Consider the following 19,767-nt stretch of genomic DNA (forward strand, 5'->3'; position numbering starts at 1 on the left):
TGACAGCGTGCTTGTATCGTTTCGCTATAAGTGCGGACAAAAAGCCACTACTCGTGTTTGCAGGTCAAAAAGTTGCGTCTTCGCAAAACTTTCAATCAGCTTTCAAAACAGCCGCTTACATGACGTCCATCAGGAAAAGTTGAAATTTGTTGCTCTAACATGTGACCCGTACCCCGTCATCGCGCATCAGTACAAGTAACCCGCCGCACGGTCAGCCCAACCGCCGGTACTCACTTGAATGGGCATTTAGAGAGAGACCCACATGAACGCCCCGCTCCGCATCAACGAAGCTCTTTTGATCGCAGACCGTGCTTTCCAGCCCTTTCAATGCGTGGCCTGGCACGATGGCAATGGCGCCCTGAGCCTGAGTGTCATCGACCGCACCAATAACCGTATCGGCAGCAAACAGCTGTCGTCGAACACCTATAGCGACCCGGCGCAATTGGAAGACTTGCTGTTGCGGGCCCGCGCCGAACTCGACAAAGATGGCTACCAGTTGCAGTCCTGGGCCATGCCGAAGTAGATCGCGGCTAACTTGCGATCACTGCAAAACAGTGATCGCAAGTTGCACAATCGAACTTAAGACGCTTATCGCGCCGCGAGAATAAACCGTTCGATTGCTTCCGCAGCGCCCTCCTCGACATTACTGCCGGTGACCACGCTGGCCTGGCGCTTGACGGCTTCTTCCGCCTGCCCCATGGCAATCGACAACCCCGCCACCTGAAACATCGCCGGGTCATTGCCCCCATCCCCGATGGCCGCCGTCTGCTCCAGCGGCACCCCAAGGTGCGCCGCCAGGGTCTTCAACGCCTCGCCCTTGTTGGCCAGCATGGCCGTCACATCCAAATAAATCGGCTGCGAACGCGATACCTGGGCCAAGCCCTGGATCTTGGGCTGCAATTGCGCTTCCAACGTCACCAGTAATTGGGTGTCGTTGCTCGCGGCGACGATCTTGTCGATACGCTCCAGGTAGGGTTCGAAACTTTCCACCACCACCGGCCCATACCCCAGGCCATGGGCTTCGCGCGGTTCCACCGGCCCTGGCGGACCACGGCGCAGCCAGTCGCCGTCGGCAAACACCCAGACTTCCACATCCGGCTCGGCCGAGAACAGCGCCAAGGTCACCAGCGCCGCCTCCGCTGGCAAATGGTGGGCAACCAGGATGCTGCCATCCGGGTTGATCAAGGTGCCACCGTTGAAGCCCGCCACCGGCACATCGATCCCGAATGTCTCGATCAGGTGCAGCATGGCCTTGGGCGGTCGCCCGCTGGCCAGGCTGAAAAACACCCCGGCCTCGCGCAGGGCGCTCACCGCGTCGACGGTGCGCTGGCTCAGGCGATGATCCGGATGCAGCAAGGTGCCGTCCACGTCGCTGAGGATAAAACGGATGGGATGAATCGCTGCGTCACTCATCCGAGCGAGTGCCAGGTGCGGCCATCGCGCGCCAGCAACCCATCAGCCGCTGCGGGCCCGTCTTCACCGGCCTTATAGGTCTGGATCCCGTCGTCCTCCTTCCATGCATCGAGGAACGGTTGCACTGCTCGCCAGCCGTTTTCGATGTTGTCGGCGCGCTGGAACAAGGTCTGGTCGCCGGTCATGCAGTCGTAGATCAGGGTTTCATACCCGGTCGACGGTTGCATCTCGAAGAAGTCCTTGTAGGCAAAACCCAGCTGGATGTTGGCCATATCGAGGGTGGGCCCGGGCTTTTTCGCCAGCAGGTCGAACCACATGCCTTCATTGGGCTGGATCTGGATCTTCAAGTAGGTGGGCTTGACCTCGTCCACCTCGGTGTCACGGAATTGCGCATAGGGCGCCGGCTTGAAGCAGATCACGATCTCGGTGTCGCGCACGCTCATGCGCTTGCCGGTACGCAGGTAGAACGGCACGCCGACCCAGCGCCAGTTATCGATCATCACCTTGAGGGCGACGAAGGTCTCGGTGCTGCTGTCGGGAGCGACGTTGGCTTCTTCGCGGTAGCCGGGCAGTTGCTTGCCGGCGATTTCGCCCGCGGTGTATTGCCCGCGCACCGAGTTGGCCCGCGCGTCTTCCAGGGACCACGGGCGTACCGCGCCGATGACCTTGGCCTTTTCACCGCGCACCGCATCGGCACCAAAGGCGGCCGGGGGCTCCATGGCCACCATCGCCAGCAGCTGGAACAGGTGGTTGGGCACCATGTCGCGCAGGGTGCCGGTTTTTTCGAAGAAATTGCCTCGCGTCTCCACGCCGACGGTTTCGGCGGCGGTGATTTGCACGTGGTCGATATAGTGGTTGTTCCAGAACGCTTCGAACAGCACGTTGGAGAAACGGCTGATGAGGATGTTCTGCACCGTCTCTTTGCCCAGGTAATGGTCGATGCGATAGATCTGCTTCTCGCTCATCACCTTGAGCAGGCTGGCGTTCAACGCTTCGGCGGTGGCCAGGTCGGAGCCGAAGGGCTTCTCGATCACCACGCGACGGAAACTGTCATCGGTTTCCGTCAGCAGGCCGGCACTGCCCAGGCGCTGCACCACCTCACTGAAGAAGCGTGGTGCGGTGGCCAAATAGAACACCGCGTTGCCGGTGCCGCTGGCAGCGATCTTCTTGCCGATGTCGGCGTAGGTGCTGTCATCGAGGAAATCGCCCTCGACGTAGCTGATGCCTTTGGCCAGTTGCGCCCACAATGCCGGATCGAGGGCGTTATCCCCATTGCCCTTGACCTTACTCGCGGCCTCGGTGCGGATAAAGTCCTCGAGTTTCTTGGCGAAGTCGGCATCACTGATCGCGTTGTGATCAACGCCAACGATGCGCAAGCCATCGCCCAGCAAGCCATCACGACTGAGGTTGTACAGCGCCGGCATCAGCAGGCGCTTGACCAGGTCGCCATGGGCGCCAAACAGAAACAGGGTGGTGGGTGGAGCAGGTTCGGCCTTGAGTTTCTTGCCGTTGGCGGTCATTTTTTGGAAGTCTCCACGTGGCCGCCAAAGCCAAAGCGCATGGCAGACAGCATCTTGTCACCGTAGGTGCTCTGCTGGCGCGAGCGGAACCGCGCGAACAACGACGTGGACAGTACCGGCACCGGCACGGCTTGTTCCATGGCGGCTTCGATGGTCCAGCGGCCTTCGCCGCTGTCGGCCACGGAACCGGAGTAACCGTCCAGCTTGGGGTCGGTGGCCAGGGCGTCGGCAGTCAGGTCCAGCAACCAGGACGAGACCACGCTGCCACGGCGCCAGACTTCGGCGATATCGGCAACGTTGAGGTCGAAGCGCTGGTCTTCGGGCAGGTTTTCCGAGTTCTTGGTCTTGAGGATGTCAAAACCTTCGGCAAACGCCTGCATCATCCCGTACTCGATGCCGTTGTGGATCATCTTGACGAAATGCCCGGAACCCGCCGGGCCGGCGTGGATGTAGCCCTGCTCGGCACGCTTGTCAGCCGACGCGGAACGGTCCTTGGTGCGCGGGATGTTGCCCAGGCCCGGTGCCAGGCTGGCGAAGATCGGGTCGAGGCGCTGCACAGTCTCGGTGTCGCCGCCGATCATCATGCAGTAGCCACGCTCCAGGCCCCAGACCCCGCCGGAGGTACCGACATCGACATAGTGCAGGCCCTTTTGCGCCAGGGCCTTGCCGCGACGCACGTCATCCTTATAGTTGGTGTTGCCGCCGTCGATGATCACGTCACCGTCTTCCAGCAGCTCACTGAGTTCATTGATGGTGTTTTCGGTGGGGTCGCCTGCCGGCAACATCACCCAGACGGCACGGGGTTTCTGCAGCCCGGCCACCAGGGCCTTCAGGTCGGCAACGCCGGTGGCGCCCTCTTCGCTCAAACCTTTGACAAATGCTTCGTTACGGTCGTAAACAACGGTGGTATGCCCATTGAGCATCAGGCGCCGTGCAATATTCCCGCCCATGCGGCCTAGTCCGATAATCCCCAGTTGCATGTGCTGATGCTCCCAACTACTGAATAAATGTGTGACATAGTTTATAGCGCAATGAGGCTAATGAGGGTTAGTCCAGGGCAGATCCGTGTAGTTTCATGGGAAAAAATTGCCATCGTTTCACCATCACGCCTCCGAAAGTCACATGACCACCAAAAATAAAAAAGTTCCATTGATGGGAAAAAGAATTCAGAATTGCTTCCGACTGTTGCCGAGAACCTCGACTCAAGCGTTCTGGCACACCGCGACACACCGGCTATTTGCGAGGCAAGCAATGAGCACAGCACAGATGACCCGTCCTCCACAGACCCTCTACGTCACACTCCGTCGCGATGAATTGCGCCAGTTGAAAGACGAACGCGATCAGTTGCAGCTTGAGGTCATGCGCCTGCGTGCCCATATCATTCAAGCCCAGCTGGACCAGCCTTCCGGTGCGCAGCCCGCGCTCTGCTGAGCCCGTCATCACTTTGTAAGATAACGGCTACATAAATCTCACAAAGTTTTCACATGCCCTTCCCGATACTCCCGCCCCCAAGGGCCATCCCATGCAAGGGTGGCCTCTGTTGCGTGCAGCCCTGCGCGTCAACTGAAAAATTACCGGGTTGGAGCGCTGGATGGCGATGTTCGAACGCAGCAGCAAGTCTGCGAAAGGCTTTGATTGGGCCGGTCTTGGCTGGCTATTCGTGTTTTTCTGGTACTTCTCCGGCATTACCCAACTGCTGATCCAACTCAGCGGCACTTCCGGCTTCAGTGGTTTTCGCCAAGCCTTCTTCATGAGTGCGATATGGCTCGCACCCCTGCTGGTATTCCCCCGGCGGACGCGCTTGCTTGCTGCCCTGATCGGCGTGGTGCTGTGGGCCTGCTCCATGGCCAGCCTGGGTTATTTCTTCATCTACCAGCAGGAATTTTCCCAAAGCGTCATCTTCATCATGTTCGAGTCGAACATCTCTGAAGCCGGCGAGTACGCCACCCAATACTTCGCCTGGTGGATCGTGCTGGCGTTCATTGCCCACACCGCCGTGGCTATTTTCCTGTGGACCCGGGTACGCCCGGTATACTTGCCGCGCGGCCAGGCCCTGGTGGCGGCAACGGCGATCCTGGTGGCGATCATCGGTTACCCGCTGGTCAAGCAGATAGCCCGCAGCGACACCCTGGACGACGCCATCGACCGCTTCGAGTCGCGCATCGAACCGGCCGTGCCCTGGCAGATGATCGTTGCCTACCGCCGCTACACCGAACAACTGGACAACATGCAAGGCATGCTCGACAGCGCCAGCCAGATCCCCCCCTTGACCAACCTCAAGGACACCATGGCCGGCCAGCCGTCGACCCTGGTGCTGGTGATCGGCGAGTCCACCAACCGTCAACGCATGAGTCTCTACGGCTATCCGCGCAACACCACGCCGGAACTGGACAAGCTGCGCGACCAACTGGCGGTGTTCGACAACGTCATCACCCCGCGCCCCTATACCATCGAAGCCCTGCAACAGGTACTGACGTTCGCCGACGAGGAGAACCCCGATCTCTACCTCAAGACACCGTCGATCGTCAGCGTGATGAAACAGGCCGGGTACAAGACCTACTGGATCACCAACCAGCAGACCATGACCAAGCGCAATACCATGCTCACGACCTTTTCCGAACAGGCCGACGAGCAGGTGTACCTGAACAACAATCGCAACCAGAACGCCCGCCAATACGACGGCGATGTCCTGGAGCCATTCTCCAAGGCCCTGGCCGACCCGGCCGAGCGCAAGTTCATCGTGGTGCACCTGCTCGGCACCCACATGAGCTACCAGTACCGCTACCCACCGACCTTCGACAAATTCACCGACCGCCAGGGCGTGCCTGCCGGGATCAGTGACGATCAACTGCCCATCTACAACAGCTACGACAACGCGGTGCTGTACAACGATTTCGTGGTGTCGAGCCTGATCAAGGACTACGCCAAGACCGATCCCAACGGCTTTTTGCTGTACCTGTCGGACCATGGCGAAGACGTATTCGATTCCGCCGGCCACGCCACCCTGGGACGTAACGAAGGCAAACCGACGGCGCCGATGTACACCATTCCGTTCATGGCCTATGCCTCGCCGAAATGGCGCGAAACCCACGACTGGAAGTTTGCCGGCGACTTGCAACGCCCTTACAGCAGCTCGCAATTGATCCACACCTGGGCCGACCTCGCCGGGCTGAGTTTCAACGAACTGGACCGCAGCAAGAGCGTCGTGAGCGACAGCTTCACGCCGCGCCCGCTGATGATCGGCAACCCCTACATGCGCCCGCAAAAGGCCTTGATTGACTTCAGCCTGATCAAGCCCAAGAAGGTTAATCCGACCGATGTGGTCCTCCAGGAAAACTAGGTTCTGCAACAGAAAGATAACAATCATTCTCGTTTAGCCCTAAAGTTCCCCCGCTCCTTTCGTCTTTGAGCCAAGGCCTTCCCTTTCCGGGGTGGCCGCAAAGACGACAAGGAGTCTTCCGCGATGTTCGCGCCTTTTACCCGCTCCATGACCCTCACGCTCGGCCTGTGCGGCGCCGCCCTAAGCCCGGCCCTGCTGGCTGAAACCGACCCTGAACACACCCCGCTCGAACTCGGCGCGACCAACATCTCCGCCGAAGGCCTGGGCGCCACCACCGAACACACAGGCGCCTACACCACCGGCTCGATGAGCACCGCCACCCGCCTGAACCTGTCGGTCAAGGAAACCCCACAATCGATCTCGGTGATCACTCGCCAGCAGATGGATGATTTCAATCTCAACACGTTGACCGACGTGCTGCGCCAGACCACCGGGATCAACGTCCAGCACAACGACTCCGACCGCGTGTCCTATTCCTCCCGCGGCTACGGCATCACCAACTTCCAGATTGACGGGATGCTCAATACCTTCGGCTACATGAAGTCCGACGCCGATACCATTATCTACGACCACATCGAGGTGGTACGCGGTGCCACGGGCTTGACCACCGGCGCCGGCGACCCCTCGGCCACCATCAATATGGTGCGCAAGCGCCCGACGGCCCAATGGCAGGCGAAAACCGGCGTCAGCGCCGGCAGCCATGACAACTATTACAGCTACGTGGACGTGGGCGGCCCGCTGGCGTTCGACGGCAAGCTGCGCGGGCGTACGGTGCTGGCCTACCGTGACAGCCAATCGTTCCGCGACAACTATGGCCTGCAGCGGGCGGTCGGCTACGGCATCCTGGAAGGCGATCTTTCCGACGATACCGTGCTGGCCGTAGGTTTCGATTACCAGAACAAGCAGGTCCAGGGCACCTCATGGGGCACCGTGCCGTACTGGAACAGCGAGGGCGGCAAGGCCGGGCTGTCGCGCTCCACCAATATGGCGGCGCACTGGAGTTCCTGGCCGCTGACGGACAAGACCACCTTCGCAACCCTCGACCATCGGCTGGGCGGCGACTGGCACGTGAAGGCCGCCTACACCCATCGCCAGAGCGACACGGATGGCAAGGTGTACTACGGCGGTGCGGGGTTCCCCAACGATGACCGCAGCGGCATGACCGCCTGGGCCAGCCACATGCGCGGCACATCGAGAATGGAGGCCGTCGACCTCAACCTCGCCGGCAGCTATGCACTGCTGGGCCGCGAACATGCACTGATGATGGGCTATGGCGAGGCCACGCAGCGGGACGTCTCCCCCGTGATGCGCAGCAACCTACCCGCCGGCTATTACACCATCGAAGACTGGAAATACATGGGCGGGATCGCCAAGTTCGGCGACACCGTCACCGACCTCAAGGGCGAGCACAGCAGCAAGCAACAGAAGGCTGGCTATCTGGCCACGCGACTGAGCCTCACCGACCGCTTGCATGCAGTGCTGGGCAGCCGCTATGGCAGTTGGGAACTGAAAAGCGCGGCCCCCGAATACAACGCCAACGACCAACTGACGGCCACCAACAAGACCTCCCAGACCCACAATGATATGTGGACGCCCTACGCCGGCCTGCTCTACGACCTGACGCCGGAGTACACCGTCTACGCGAGCTATACCGACATTTTCAAACCCCAGAGCCTGCGGGATGCCAACAAGAAGTACCTGGAGCCCGTGGTCGGCAGCAACTACGAGGTGGGCCTCAAGGGCAGCGTGCTGGAGGAGCGCCTGAACCTGGCGGCGGCGTATTTCTGGAGCACCCAGGATAACGTCGCCGAGCGGGACGATTCGGTGCCACCAAACCCCATCACCGGCGAGGAGTACTACAAGTCCGGCGGCAAAGGTAACAAGGTCAACGGCTTCGAATTGGAAGCTGCCGGGGAAATCATGCCCGATTGGAACCTGACGGCCGGCTACACCTACACCCATTCGGTCAACGGCTCGGGTAAACGCAACAACACCGGGCAGCCGCTGAACCTGCTGAAAGTCTCCAGCGCCTACCGGTTGCCGGGGGCGTGGCGCAACCTCACGGTCGGCGGTGCGGTGAACTGGCAGAGCGACATTTACGATTGGAGCAATCGACCTACAGGGGTACGCGTCGGCAACACACCGGTGACCGAACGGGCGAAGATCACACAACAGGCATACACGGTGGTCAACCTGATGTCCCGCTATCAATTCGACGAGCACGTCTCAGCGTCGCTTAACGTCAACAACCTATTCGATAAAAAGTATTACGAGCGCGTTGGCTTTTATAACGGCGTGTATTGGGGCGACCCACGCGCCATTACGCTGGCCGTTGACTGGAAGCTTTAAAGCCGACCATCCGAAGTTAACGATATTGTTAACTTCGGATGTTTCTCGCATTAATTCCCACTTAATAAGACCGCACCAGAATCGCCCCACGATTCTGATCAAGGACAGAGCAGATAACCGATCACACTTAATGAGTAAACACAGATGAAACTCTCGACCTTGATGCTTGCCAGCCTGATGACCCTGGGCTCCGCCGCAGCGTTTGCCGAAGGCGGCTCGGAGCGCTCGAAGGAGTTCTACAACAACTTCACCTTCACGCAACAGACGCTTCACGGCACGGTTGAACAAACGGCGTCCGCCGACGGCAAGACACCGAACACCAACACGACCGAACAGGAACAACCCAAGAGTTAAGTTAATCGTTAGTTAATCCGTAACACCCTGGGCCATACCGCTCCGTTGGCAAAGGTTTATTGGGCGCCCTCCGCTGGCGCCCTTTTTTTCGCCGGTTATTTATTAAAGCGGCTTGTTCCAGAACAACATGCGCCCATGGGCGGGATCAAACTTCGCATCATCAAAACCAAACTTGCGATACGCCGACTGGGCGACGGCATTACCTTCCAGCACCTCCAGGGTGATCTTGCAGCAACCACGCTGGCGGGCGATGTCCTCGACCTTCAGCAGCATTTTCTGGCTCAGCCCCAAGCCGCGAAACTCATTCATCACCACCACGTCGTGCACGTTGACCAAGGGGCGGCAGGCAAAGGTGGAAAACCCTTCAAAGCAATTCACCAGCCCCGCCGGCTCACCGCCAACAAACGCCAGCACACTGAACGCATGGGGGCGCTTGGCCAACTCGGCCGGCAGTTGCTCCAGTAGATCAGCGGGCAGGCTATGGCCGCCGCCCATGGGGTCTTCTGCGTAATGGTTAAGCACCTTGGCAATGGCTTCGGCATGTACAGGATTGGTGTAGCTGGCTTGCAGCACCAGGATATCTGGGGTGTCCATTTCCGTCCTCGATCACGACTACAAGGGAACCGGTTCCCTTTGAGGGGCACGATTGTAAGCGTGGAGTCAGCACCAGATGAAGGAGATTAACTACAAATGTGCGCCCGAAAGCGCGAAGGCTTTGGCATTAAAAAACCCCAAAGTGTCCATTCAGGGCTTTTTTCGTACAGGTCTCAGTTGAAGCGCTGCAGCTGCATTTCTTGCAAGCGGCTCAAGGTGCGACGGAAAGGAAACGCCAGGTAACCGTTGGTATACAGGCGCTCCAGCGGCACCTGGGCGTCGATGAACAGCGGCACCTTGCGGTCGTAGCACTCGTCCACCAGGGCGATGAAGCGACGCACACTGTCGTCGTGCACCGACAACTGCGGCAACTCGCGATCACCGGCCACCACGCGCTCGACCCCATCCTCGGTGCCGCGGGCAATCCGGCCTGGGCGCTGTTGCGCACTCAGGTTGGGCACCTCCCCCAGCAGGATCGCCTTGAAGCGGTCGCACAGCAGGATGAAATCCATTGCCGCCAGGGGTTGTTCGCAGAGGTCGGCATAGCGGCACCACAGCACGCTGTCACTGGCCTGCACGCACACGATAGAACGATGGCCGACGGTGACCGGACCAAGACTCACCGTCTGGCCTTCGGCCAATTGTGCGAACACGTTCGCCAGCGCATCGGGCTGGTTCACCCAATAGCGCTGCCGGCCCACACCTGGATGCAAGCGATGATCCTCGCCACCGTCGACCGCCACCACGTGCATATGCCGCTCGATCGCCGCAATGCCCGGCAGGAAGCGCTCCCGATTGAAGCCATCGGCATACAGCTGGGCCGGTGGTTGATTGGAGGTGCAGACCATCACCACACCTTCCTCGAACATGACCTGGAACAGCCGGCCGAGGATGATCGCGTCACCGATGTCACTGACGAACAGCTCGTCGAAACACAACACCCGCACCTCCCGGCTCAGCTCCCGCGCCAGGGCCTGCAACGGGTCATGGGTGCCGGTGAGCTGGAACAGACGCTGATGCACCCAGCCCATGAAGTGATGAAAATGCTGACGCCGTGCGGGCACCCGCAGGCTTTGGTAGAACTGATCCATCAACCAGGTCTTGCCGCGGCCCACCGGCCCCCACAGGTAAACGCCAGTCACGGGCGAACGGCCCTGATGCAGGGCTGCATGGCAGGCTTGCAGGGCATCCACCGCCCGGCGCTGGGCGTCGTCGGCAACGAAACCCTGTTGGGTAATGGCGTGTTGGTAAGCAGCGAGGGGCGAGTCGAAAGTCATGCCCGCGATTATGACCTACAGGGAGATGTCCAGCCGTGAAATCTTGCCCTGCGCGTCCAGGCGAAAGGTGTAGCGCAACTCCAGCGGACTGCCAGGAAAATTGCCGGAGACCACATTGCTGACCAGCACCTTGCCGGTACGGTGCTGCACCTTGAGCACCTCGACACGCGGCTGGTAGCGGCGCCCGGTGTCTTCCATCCAGCGTGCAATGGCGGCGGTGCCCACCTGGTGCTGGCCTTCATCGAACACATTGGCATCGTCGGCAAAACACTGGGCAATGACCGAGGTGTCGCGGGTATTGGTCGCCGCGATATAGGCGGCGATGGCGGGGGCCAATTCAGGCTGGGACATGGCAAAGCTCCTTTTCAGGTGGTTGTAGCAGCATGCTAAGCCAGGGGTGTGTCAGTTTTTGTCAGGAGTGAACGGCCCGGATTCATTCTGCTCCATCAGCTTGCGCCAGGCCCGCAGCCAGTCGCTGCGCCGCCCCGGATAGCGTTCGCCGACGACCTCGGCACTCGCCACGCGGTCGGTGCGAAAGGTGCGATACGCGCCGCGCAGCTCACACCAGGCCACGATCACCCGCACCTCATTGAGAAATCCCAGGGCCAGGGGCCAGATCAGGCGTTGACTCTGGGTCTGGCTGGCATCCGCGTAGTCGATATGCAACTTGTCCTGATGCCGAATCGCTTCGCGAAATACATCCAGCGGCACGCGGTTTTCCGGGTAGCCAAACCCTGGCGGGCCGGGCAGCAACGTCGGGTTTCGCAAGGCTTCCTGCGCCGCCGGGTCGAGCACATCAGCGATTTTCGCCAAGGCGTTGGCGGCGGCACGGCTGAGCACGTCATCGCCGCGCTGGTCCACATAACGCAAGCCCAGCACGATCGCTTCGGTTTCTTCGGCGTTGAGCATCAAGGGCGGCAAAAACAGGCCGCTGCGCAGCACATACCCTACCCCGGCCTCGCCGAAAATCGGCGCGCCCAGGGCGGTCAACTCGGCAATGTCGCGGTACAGCGTACGCTCGGACACTTCCAATTGCGCCGCCAGCACGGCGGCGGTCACCGGGCGTTTCTTGCCTCGCAGGGCCTGCAACAACGTCAGTAAACGAGTGGTACGCGACACGTTGATCCCACCGAATAAGGAAAAGTGCCGCAGCTTAGCAGAGCCTTCTGCCAGGAAACGTCAGCAGCAAAAAAGCGCTCCTTGAACGAAGCTCCGAGGCAAAAAAAACGGCCTGAACAGGCCGTTTTTTTTACCGAAGCGATTTATTTAAGCAAGACTCTTGCTCACCACCTCGAACACATCGCTGGACAACTCACCCGACCCACGAATGCGCTCCAGCTCCGCCTTCATCAACGCCTGGCGCGCGCTGTCGTATTTACGCCAGCGGGTCAGCGGCGCCAACTGGCGCGAAGCGATCTGCGGGTTGAACGCATTCAACTGGATCACCAGGTCCGCCAGGAAGCGGTAGCCCGAACCGTCGGCGGCGTGGAAGTTGATCAAGTTCTGCCCGGCAAACGCGCCGATCAGTGCACGCACCTTGTTCGGGTTCTTGAGCGTGAACGCCGGGTGCTCCATCAACGCCTTGACCCGCTCCAGCCCGCCCGGCAACGGGCTGCCGGCCTGCACGCTGAACCACTGGTCCATGACCAAAGGGTTGTCCTTGAAGTTCTCGGCAAATACCGCCAGCGCCTGGGCCTTCTCCGCTTCGAACGGCGAGTTCACCAGCACCGCCAGCGCGGTCAGGCGCTCGGTCATGTTGTCGCTGGTGTCGAACTGCTCAAGGGTCGCCGCCAGCACTTCGGGCTTGCCGCTGAGCATCAGGTACGACAGCGCGATGTTCTGCAAGGCACGCCGGGCGAAGTGCTCGGCCGCCGCCACATAAGGCGTCTGCTTGGACAGTTCGCGGTTGGCCTGGTAACGCAACCACAGCGGCTCATGCAGGTTGTCAGCCAGTTGCCTGCGCGCAAACTCACGCGCGGCGTGGATGGCATCCACGTCCGCGACGTCGCTGATTTCCGTCAGGTAGGCTTCGCCCGGCAACGACAGCATTTCCGCAACCATGGCCTGGTCCAGGCTTTCGTCGCTCAACACACTGCGCAAGGCCGTGATCAGGCGCTGGTCCATCTGCAACGCCTGGCCCTGCTGATGCTGGCCGATCAGTTCCTGCAACACCTGCACCGACAGCTGCTGGCCCGCATCCCAGCGGTTGAAGCCGTCGCTGTCATGCTGCATCAGGAACATCAGTTGGTCGCGGTTATACGGGAAGCTCAGTTTCACCGGCGCCGAGAACCCACGCAGCAGCGACGGCAACGGCTGTTCGGCGATGTCGACGAAGGTGAAGGTCTGCTCCGCTTCGGTCACCGAGATCACACGGGACGTGGCGCCGGCTGTGGCTTCACCGGCCAGGCGCAAGGCCATGCCCGCGCCCTGCCCGTCCAGCAGGCCCAGCTCGACCGGGATCACGAACGGCAGTTTCTCGACCTTGTCCGGGGTTTCCGGGCAGCTCTGGCGGAAGGTCAGGCTGTAGGTCTTGGCCGCAGCGTCGTAGGACTCGCTCACCGCCAGGCGTGGCGTACCGGCCTGGCTGTACCAGCGCTTGAACTGGCTGAGGTCGGCACCGTTGGCGTCTTCCATGGCCTTGATGAAATCGTCGCAGGTCACGGCCTGGCCGTCATGGCGTTCGAAGTACAGGTCGCTGCCTTTACGGAAGCCTTCGGCGCCGAGCAAGGTATGGATCATGCCGACCACTTCCGAGCCTTTTTCGTACACGGTCAAGGTGTAGAAGTTGGAGATCTCGATAAAGCTGTCCGGGCGCACCGCATGGGCCATAGGGCCGGCATCTTCCGCGAACTGGTGGGTACGCAGGTAGGCCACGTCCTGGATGCGTTTGACCGTGGCGGAGTTCATGTCGGCGGAGAAGCCCGAATCACGGAACACGGTAAAGCCTTCCTTCAGCGACAGCTGGAACCAGTCGCGGCAGGTCACGCGGTTGCCCGACCAGTTGTGGAAGTATTCGTGGGCAACGATGGCCTCGACCCGCTGGTGCGCGGCGTCGGTGGCGGTTTCGGCGCGGGCCAGCACGGCGCTGGAGTTGAAGATATTGAGGCCCTTGTTCTCCATGGCGCCCATGTTGAAATCGTTGACCGCCACGATCATGAAGATGTCGAGGTCATACTCGCGACCGTAGGTTTCTTCGTCCCAGCGCATGGATTTTTTCAGGCTGGTCATGGCGTGCTGGCACTTGTCGATATTTTCCGGCTCGACGTAGATGCGCAGTGCCACTTCACGCTGGGTCATGGTGGTAAAGCTGTCTTCGACACACCACAGGTCACCGGCCACCAGCGCGAACAGGTAAGCGGGTTTCTTGAACGGGTCTTCCCAGGTCGCCCAGTGGCGGCCGTCTTCGCCGGGACCGCTGGCAATCGGGTTGCCGTTGGAGAGCAGCACCGGGTAGCGGTGTTGCTCGGCGATCACCGTGGTGGTGAAGGTGCTCATCACGTCGGGGCGGTCGAGGTAATAGGTTATCTTGCGGAAGCCCTCGGCCTCGCACTGGGTGCAGAACATGCTGCCGGATTTGTACAGGCCTTCCAGGGCGGTGTTGGTTTCCGGGTGGATGCGCACGCTGGTGTCGACCGTGAAGGTTTCGCGGGTCGGATGCAGGGTCAGGTGGCTGTCCGTCAGCTGGTAGTCAGCCTCGCTCAGTTCCTGGTCGCCGAGGTTGACGGTCAGCAACTCCAGTTGTTGGCCGTCGAGTACCAGCGGCGGCAGGCCGGCGCCACGCTCAGGGTTACGGCGCATCACCAGCTGCGCGTGGACCAGGCTGTGGTCCTCGAACAACTCGAAGGTCAGGTGCGTCTCTTCGATCAGGTAGTCCGGCGCCTGATAGTCCTTCAGGTAAATCATCTTCGGTTGTTCGGTGCGCATGGGTGGCATCCTTCTACTGATGCACGGCGAGCTGGTAGGCCGTGTACTTACGAATATTGATCACGCCGGTGTCGAAGATCAGGTATTGGCCCTTGATCCCCAGCAGCGTGCCTTCGGCAATCGGGTTCTTGTCCAGATTGAAGCTGACGATCTTGGCTGGATACTGCTCCACCGGGTAGCGGATTTCCAACGGTTCGAGGTCGGTTACCGGTTGGATAGCCTGCAGGCCTAAGCGTTCCTGCAATTGCAGCAGGCCATCGGCGCAGGAGGCGAACAACTCGTCGCGCACCTGCTTGAGGTCCACCGCCACCGCGTCGCCCTTGAGCAACGCACGCCAGTTGGTCTTGTCCGCCACCTGGCTGCGCAATACATCCTCGACAAACCCGGATTGCTGGCGCGTCGCCACGCGCATGATCGGCAGCGCCTGGCTGGCGCCCTGGTCCAGCCAACGCGTCGGCAATTGGGTGGCACGGGTGATGCCGACCTTGATGCCCGACGAATTGGCCAGATACACCACGTGGTCGGTCATGCAGAAAGTCTCGCCCCAGCCTGGATCACGGCAGGTGCCGGCGTCGTAATGGCAACGCCCAGGGCTCATGATGCACAGGTCACACTGGGCCAGCTTGGTCATGCACGGGTAGCAATAGCCCTGGCTGAAGCTGGTCTTGGTCTTGCGACCGCAATGGCTGCAATGAATGGCGCCGAGGTATTCCAGGCGCACATGGGTGCCGATCAGGGGGTTGACCGGCACCTCGGTATCGCCCAGGCGAAACGCGTATTGAACGGTCGGCTCACCGAGTTGCGCCGACATTTTGCTGACTGCACCGCGACCAATTTCAATCAATGGATCGCATCCGACTTGAACAGGATGTTCGGCACGGTGGTCGATTTCGACTGGCATTCCTGCGGGCCCATGTAGCCGGTGCGCTGCTCTTCCGGCAGGTTCTGGATCTCCCAGGCGATCATGGCCTGCAGGGACAGCTCGCGCTGCTCGGCACTGAGCTTGCGGCCATCGGACCACTTGCCGATTTCCACGGCGAGCTTGAGGCTCGCGTAGATGTCCGGGGTGATGTTTTCGATCATTTCAGCAAAAGAGGACATAAGGCTCTTCCTTATCAAAGAGAGGATTTGCGACGGTTATACACACCGCCGAGCAAACCGGTAAGGCAACCGATAACCAGGCCGCCGACATGGGCAGCGTTGGCGATTTCGCCGAAGCCGATCATCGACACCAGCCCCGACAGGCACAACACCAGCCACACCAGCATCATCACCAGCACCCCACGGGGCAAGCGATAGGCCGGGTTGGGCGAGAGCAGTTGAAAGATCCAGCAATGCCCGAGCAGGCCATACAACACGCCGGACAAGCCACCGAACAGGCCGGGACCACCGTAGGCATATTGCGCGTAGTTGGAGACCAGGCTGAACAACAGGGTCAGGCCCAGCAGGTTGATGCTGCCCTGGCGCACTTCGATACGCCGGCCCAGCTCCCAGTACCACATGCCGTTCATGGCCAGGTGCAGGATGCCGAAGTGGATCAGCATCGGCGTAAACAGCCGCCACCATTGGCCGGAAGCCAACATGTCGGCGAACGGCGTGAACTGGATGTACTCGCCCATCACCCGGAACGGCAGGAAGGTCAGCCAGCTCATGGCTTGCAGGTTTTCACCGAGCAAGGTCACGGCACCGACAATGATGCTTGCCAGCAGCACCAGCGCCGTTACCGGGCTATGGCGCACTTGCTGGACAAAGCCCGGACGTGTGACCGGCGCCTGTTCGGGAATATCCAGTTGCTGGTCCGGGTCACCGGCGGGAAAGCGCTGGTACAGCACGCGCACGTCATCGCTGATGGTCTCGGGCACCCACAGCACCTGCTCGCCGGCTTCTTCGCTGACGCGATGGGGCACTTGCATGCGTTGCAGCAGTTTCACGAAACCGCCCAGGTCGACGCTCAACGGCAAGCGCAATACGGGCACGGCACTCATACAATCACCTCGGGCCGCTCAACGTCGACCCACACGAATTTACGCGGATCCAATTGGGTTTCCTGGTCCAGGCGGTACGCCACCAGCTTGCCGTAGAGCACCGCGCTGTAGTCCAGGCACGCCAGGTTCGGGCGGATCGGCGCCGGTTTGCCGCTGCGCCAGTAATGACCGACGAACAGCAAGGGTTCGTCGGCGCCGTAGCGCAGCAGGGAATTCTTTTCATGGGGCGACAATGGCGTGCGCGCCACCGGCTCCGGCAGTGCGTCGGGCTGGAACACAATGTCGCCGTAGGTCTTCGGGTCGTCCTCCCAGAACTTGGTGCGGAAGAACGAGCGCGTCAGGCCATCGCCACCGGTCAGCGTCAGGCCGTCCGGCAAGCGCATATCGGTGCCGCGCAACAGGCGGTCGAAGGCGTTGCAGGCAAAACTGCCGGGCACGGCGGCGGCCTGCAGGAAGTGCCGGTCGATGCAGCCATCCGGGAACGTCGCGCGCAGCGGCTGGATAAAGCCGTCGTCCCAGCACGCATGCACCACGCGGAAACGCCCGGCATCGACAAACAGCGGCATGTCGTAGAACCAGGCGAGGAAGTCGTGCCAGTCGGCCGGGTGCTGCTCGAACTGGGTCAGGGTCTCGTGGATCAGCCGCTCATGCCGTGGGGTGTGCTCGCGCACGAACTGCCTGCCACTGCCCGGCGGCGCCGGTGTGGCCCAACCCAGGGCATTGAACTCGTGGTTGCCCATGATGCACAGCGCCTGGCCGGCCTCGGCCATGTCGTGGACGATATGCAGCGCCTCGCGAATGCGTGGGCCACGGTCGATGATATCGCCGAGGAACACCGCCATGCGCGAAGGATGGCGCCAGGTGCCGCCCTGCTTGTGGTAACCCATCTGGTCGAGCAAGTGCTCAAGGGTATGAGCGCAACCGTGCACGTCACCAATCAGGTCGTAGCTACGCGCGGGATCGAGCATCAGTCGCCTCCACCCCCCAAGCGGCTGCCCCAGCCCAACTTGGTACGGCACACTTCGTAGTAGTTGTGATCCAGCGGGTGGATCAAGCGCAACTTCTGTGCCTTCTTGCTCACGGTGATGGTGTCACCGGGGGCGCAGGTGAAATGATTCTGCCCGTCGCAGGAGACTTGCGGGTAGATCTGCATGTCTTTGGACACCACGATTTTCAGCTCACTGTTGCCATCGACCACAATCGGCCGGCTGGACAACATATGGGGGTACATCGGCACGATCACAATGGCATCGAGCTTGGGATGCATGATCGGGCCACCGGCCGACAGCGCGTAGGCGGTGGAGCCGGTGGGGGTGGCGACGATCAGGCCGTCGGCCTTCTGGCTGCACACGAACTGGCCGTCGATATACAGCTCGAATTCGATCATCCGCGTGGATTTGCCCGGGTGCAGCACCACGTCATTGAGCGCATCGCCCTGGCCGATGGCTTCGCCGTGGCGGCGCACTTCGGCCTGCAGCAGGAAGCGGTTTTCCACCAGGTAATGGCCGTCGAGCACCTTGGCCACTTCGACTTCCAGCTCATCGGGGCGGATATCGGTGAGAAACCCCAGGCTGCCACGGTTGATCCCCAGCACCGGCACGTTATGCCGCGCCAGGGCCCGGGCCGCGCCGAGCAGGCTGCCGTCGCCGCCGACCACGATGACCATGTCGCAGACTTCGCCGAGCATCTTGCGCGAGGAGGTTTGCAGGCCGTGGCCGGGGAGGATTTCGGCGATGGTGTCTTCGAGGATCACATGCAGGTGGCGTTCCAGCAGGAATTTTTTCAGCCGGCGGACGGTGTCCAACACCTGGGTACTGCCCAGGCGACCGATAATGCCGATATTGCGAAAGTGCTCCATGGGGCTCCTGCGGGATTGGGGGTGGGGCAAAAAAGAAACGATTATGGGCGAAAGGCCGGCTCAGGCAAAATCCTTTGTCGCCGTGAAGCCTTGATGACAACGGTTCTCAGCCCCCTGCGCAACGGTTAAAAGGCTATGCTCGGACCATGACTGTGTTCCCGGATTTGCACAACCTGCCCCGCCAACTGCGCCACCCCGAGGTGCGCGACCTGGCGTGGGTGATGCTTGCCCCGCCGATGCTCGCGCAGACACCGTGGCCACAGCGCCACCCGCTGGCGGGCAGCGACTGGGTGCAGGCGCCCGACCGTCTTGAACACTGGCTACGCGCACTCGACCAGGACAGCCGCGCCTTGCAGCACTGGTTGAGCCTGTCACGCACCCGGCGCCTGGGCCTGTACTACGAACGCCTGTGGCAGTTCGCCGTGCAGCATGCGCCGGGGGTGGAGTTGCTTGCCGCCAACCTGCCGATCCGCCGCGCCGGGCACACACTGGGCGAACTGGACATGCTGCTGCGCGACCGCAATGGCGTGCATCACCTGGAACTGGCGATCAAACTCTACCTGGGCCCGCAGGACGGCAACGGCCAGGACACCGCGCAATGGCTGGGCCCAGGCTGCCACGATCGGCTGGACCGCAAGCTGGCGCACCTGGCCCAGCATCAACTGCCGATCTCGGCGCGGGCAGAAAGCCGCGAGGTGTTGGCGGCCCTGGATATTCAGCAGTTTGACGCGCACCTGTGGCTCGGCGGGTATTTGCTCTATCCCTGGCCTGGGCTGGCCGAACCGCCCCACGGCGCCCATCCGCAGCATTTGCGCGGGCGCTGGTTGCATCAGCGGGACTGGCGGGATTTTGTCAGCGCCAGTGCGCCAGGCCGCTGGCAACCGTTGCCCCGGCACGCGTGGCTGGCGCCGGCGCATTACCCGGCGGATGAGGTGTGGAGCGAAGAACAGATGCAGGCCTGGCTGGCAGACCTTGATCCGATGGCGCCTGCGCAGCTGCTGGTGCGCATGGTGCAGAACGGCGCGGATTGGGAGGAAGCCGAGCGCTTGTTCCTGGTGGCGGATCTTTGGCCGAATGTGCCGGGGGCTGGTTGATAGAGTGTGTGGTGTATGTGAGGGCCTCATCGGGGCAAGCCCCCGATGGCTGTGGTACC

General features: G+C 61.3%; 19 protein-coding genes. 6 read left to right on the top strand and 13 right to left on the bottom strand.

Annotated elements, in window-relative coordinates; translation table 11 throughout:
* Positions 1-262 precede the first annotated feature (262 nt).
* Complete coding sequence (locus tag V3W40_RS27235) at positions 263-523, top strand: hypothetical protein (protein ID WP_065927887.1); 261 nt, start codon at positions 263-265, stop codon at positions 521-523.
* A 65-nt stretch (positions 524-588) separates the two neighbouring features.
* Here V3W40_RS27235 and V3W40_RS27240 read toward each other — a convergent pair whose 3' ends face one another.
* Genes V3W40_RS27240 through gnd form a run of 3 tightly spaced genes read right to left on the bottom strand, consistent with a single transcriptional unit; the run spans position 589 to position 3,958 of the window.
* A complete protein-coding gene (locus V3W40_RS27240; protein ID WP_330216028.1) occupies positions 589-1,413 on the bottom strand; it encodes an HAD family hydrolase in 825 nt (274 codons plus the stop codon).
* On the bottom strand, positions 1,410-2,933 hold the full coding sequence (gene zwf, locus V3W40_RS27245; protein WP_065948661.1) for a glucose-6-phosphate dehydrogenase: 1,524 nt from the start codon (positions 2,931-2,933) through the stop codon (positions 1,410-1,412). Before zwf ends, V3W40_RS27240 begins: the two co-directional genes overlap by 4 nt.
* Positions 2,930-3,958 (bottom strand): phosphogluconate dehydrogenase (NAD(+)-dependent, decarboxylating), encoded by a 1,029-nt coding sequence (gnd, locus tag V3W40_RS27250; RefSeq protein ID WP_223841635.1) that lies wholly within the window; start codon positions 3,956-3,958, stop codon positions 2,930-2,932. The genes zwf and gnd overlap by 4 nt, the downstream gene beginning before the upstream one ends.
* A 226-nt stretch (positions 3,959-4,184) precedes the next feature.
* On the opposite strand from gnd, the gene V3W40_RS27255 reads away from it, so the two are divergent.
* From V3W40_RS27255 to V3W40_RS27270, 4 genes are all read left to right on the top strand, one after another.
* Complete coding sequence (locus V3W40_RS27255) at positions 4,185-4,364, top strand: DUF6026 family protein (RefSeq protein ID WP_256097793.1); 180 nt, start codon at positions 4,185-4,187, stop codon at positions 4,362-4,364.
* A 160-nt stretch (positions 4,365-4,524) separates the two neighbouring features.
* Complete coding sequence (locus V3W40_RS27260; protein WP_330216029.1) at positions 4,525-6,273, top strand: phosphoethanolamine transferase CptA; 1,749 nt, start codon at positions 4,525-4,527, stop codon at positions 6,271-6,273.
* 123 nt (positions 6,274-6,396) lie between these two features.
* Positions 6,397-8,622: a TonB-dependent siderophore receptor gene (locus V3W40_RS27265; RefSeq protein WP_065927891.1), complete on the top strand. Its 2,226-nt coding sequence runs from the start codon at positions 6,397-6,399 to the stop codon at positions 8,620-8,622.
* Positions 8,623-8,766: 144 nt separating this feature from the next.
* Positions 8,767-8,976, top strand: a complete 210-nt coding sequence (locus V3W40_RS27270) for a hypothetical protein (RefSeq protein WP_065927892.1) — start codon at positions 8,767-8,769, stop codon at positions 8,974-8,976.
* A gap of 102 nt (positions 8,977-9,078) precedes the next feature.
* Here V3W40_RS27270 and V3W40_RS27275 read toward each other — a convergent pair whose 3' ends face one another.
* From V3W40_RS27275 to V3W40_RS27320, 10 genes are all read right to left on the bottom strand, one after another.
* On the bottom strand, positions 9,079-9,570 hold the full coding sequence (locus tag V3W40_RS27275; RefSeq protein WP_027606459.1) for a GNAT family N-acetyltransferase: 492 nt from the start codon (positions 9,568-9,570) through the stop codon (positions 9,079-9,081).
* Positions 9,571-9,743: 173 nt separating this feature from the next.
* Positions 9,744-10,847, bottom strand: coding sequence for a cell division protein ZapE (gene zapE / locus V3W40_RS27280; RefSeq protein WP_074846418.1), 1,104 nt, complete (start codon positions 10,845-10,847; stop codon positions 9,744-9,746).
* Between the two features lie 15 nt (positions 10,848-10,862).
* Positions 10,863-11,198, bottom strand: a complete 336-nt coding sequence (locus V3W40_RS27285; RefSeq protein ID WP_065927894.1) for a nuclear transport factor 2 family protein — start codon at positions 11,196-11,198, stop codon at positions 10,863-10,865.
* A 51-nt stretch (positions 11,199-11,249) separates the two neighbouring features.
* Positions 11,250-11,966 (bottom strand): helix-turn-helix transcriptional regulator, encoded by a 717-nt coding sequence (locus V3W40_RS27290; protein WP_065927895.1) that lies wholly within the window; start codon positions 11,964-11,966, stop codon positions 11,250-11,252.
* Positions 11,967-12,113: 147 nt separating this feature from the next.
* Positions 12,114-14,771 carry an aminopeptidase N gene (gene pepN, locus V3W40_RS27295; RefSeq protein ID WP_137212422.1) on the bottom strand — a complete coding sequence of 886 codons (2,658 nt, stop codon included), beginning with the start codon at positions 14,769-14,771 and terminating at the stop codon, positions 12,114-12,116.
* Positions 14,772-14,784: 13 nt separating this feature from the next.
* Positions 14,785-15,615: a DUF2797 domain-containing protein gene (locus V3W40_RS27300; RefSeq protein ID WP_330216030.1), complete on the bottom strand. Its 831-nt coding sequence runs from the start codon at positions 15,613-15,615 to the stop codon at positions 14,785-14,787.
* Positions 15,612-15,872, bottom strand: a complete 261-nt coding sequence (locus V3W40_RS27305; RefSeq protein ID WP_065927897.1) for a YeaC family protein — start codon at positions 15,870-15,872, stop codon at positions 15,612-15,614. Before V3W40_RS27305 ends, V3W40_RS27300 begins: the two co-directional genes overlap by 4 nt.
* Before the next feature lie 14 nt (positions 15,873-15,886).
* Positions 15,887-16,756, bottom strand: coding sequence for a rhomboid family intramembrane serine protease (locus V3W40_RS27310; protein WP_330216031.1), 870 nt, complete (start codon positions 16,754-16,756; stop codon positions 15,887-15,889).
* Positions 16,753-17,727 (bottom strand): metallophosphoesterase, encoded by a 975-nt coding sequence (locus V3W40_RS27315; protein ID WP_370737681.1) that lies wholly within the window; start codon positions 17,725-17,727, stop codon positions 16,753-16,755. Before V3W40_RS27315 ends, V3W40_RS27310 begins: the two co-directional genes overlap by 4 nt.
* Positions 17,724-18,614, bottom strand: coding sequence for an NAD(+) kinase (locus V3W40_RS27320; RefSeq protein WP_003190745.1), 891 nt, complete (start codon positions 18,612-18,614; stop codon positions 17,724-17,726). Before V3W40_RS27320 ends, V3W40_RS27315 begins: the two co-directional genes overlap by 4 nt.
* 146 nt (positions 18,615-18,760) lie before the next feature.
* Between V3W40_RS27320 and V3W40_RS27325 the strand changes: the two genes are divergently transcribed.
* Positions 18,761-19,708 carry a DUF1853 family protein gene (locus V3W40_RS27325; RefSeq protein WP_330216032.1) on the top strand — a complete coding sequence of 316 codons (948 nt, stop codon included), beginning with the start codon at positions 18,761-18,763 and terminating at the stop codon, positions 19,706-19,708.
* Positions 19,709-19,767 lie beyond the last annotated feature (59 nt).

Source organism: Pseudomonas sp. AM8, from assembly GCF_036346475.1.
In the GTDB taxonomy this organism is placed as follows: domain Bacteria; phylum Pseudomonadota; class Gammaproteobacteria; order Pseudomonadales; family Pseudomonadaceae; genus Aquipseudomonas; species Aquipseudomonas marginalis.

Excerpts from the sequence above, each read along its gene's own strand:
- V3W40_RS27275 (WP_027606459.1), bottom strand. The coding sequence starts at position 9,570 with ATGGACACCCCAGATATCCTGGTGCTGCAAGCCAGCTACACCAATCCT.
- V3W40_RS27240 (WP_330216028.1), bottom strand. The coding sequence starts at position 1,413 with ATGAGTGACGCAGCGATTCATCCCATCCGTTTTATCCTCAGCGACGTG.
- V3W40_RS27325 (WP_330216032.1), top strand. The coding sequence starts at position 18,761 with ATGACTGTGTTCCCGGATTTGCACAACCTGCCCCGCCAACTGCGCCAC.
- V3W40_RS27235 (WP_065927887.1), top strand. The coding sequence starts at position 263 with ATGAACGCCCCGCTCCGCATCAACGAAGCTCTTTTGATCGCAGACCGT.
- V3W40_RS27270 (WP_065927892.1), top strand. The coding sequence starts at position 8,767 with ATGAAACTCTCGACCTTGATGCTTGCCAGCCTGATGACCCTGGGCTCC.
- zapE (WP_074846418.1), bottom strand. The coding sequence starts at position 10,847 with ATGACTTTCGACTCGCCCCTCGCTGCTTACCAACACGCCATTACCCAA.
- V3W40_RS27305 (WP_065927897.1), bottom strand. The coding sequence starts at position 15,872 with ATGTCCTCTTTTGCTGAAATGATCGAAAACATCACCCCGGACATCTAC.
- V3W40_RS27265 (WP_065927891.1), top strand. The coding sequence starts at position 6,397 with ATGTTCGCGCCTTTTACCCGCTCCATGACCCTCACGCTCGGCCTGTGC.
- V3W40_RS27310 (WP_330216031.1), bottom strand. The coding sequence starts at position 16,756 with ATGAGTGCCGTGCCCGTATTGCGCTTGCCGTTGAGCGTCGACCTGGGC.
- pepN (WP_137212422.1), bottom strand. The coding sequence starts at position 14,771 with ATGCGCACCGAACAACCGAAGATGATTTACCTGAAGGACTATCAGGCG.
- V3W40_RS27255 (WP_256097793.1), top strand. The coding sequence starts at position 4,185 with ATGAGCACAGCACAGATGACCCGTCCTCCACAGACCCTCTACGTCACA.
- V3W40_RS27260 (WP_330216029.1), top strand. The coding sequence starts at position 4,525 with ATGGCGATGTTCGAACGCAGCAGCAAGTCTGCGAAAGGCTTTGATTGG.
- V3W40_RS27285 (WP_065927894.1), bottom strand. The coding sequence starts at position 11,198 with ATGTCCCAGCCTGAATTGGCCCCCGCCATCGCCGCCTATATCGCGGCG.
- V3W40_RS27320 (WP_003190745.1), bottom strand. The coding sequence starts at position 18,614 with ATGGAGCACTTTCGCAATATCGGCATTATCGGTCGCCTGGGCAGTACC.
- zwf (WP_065948661.1), bottom strand. The coding sequence starts at position 2,933 with ATGACCGCCAACGGCAAGAAACTCAAGGCCGAACCTGCTCCACCCACC.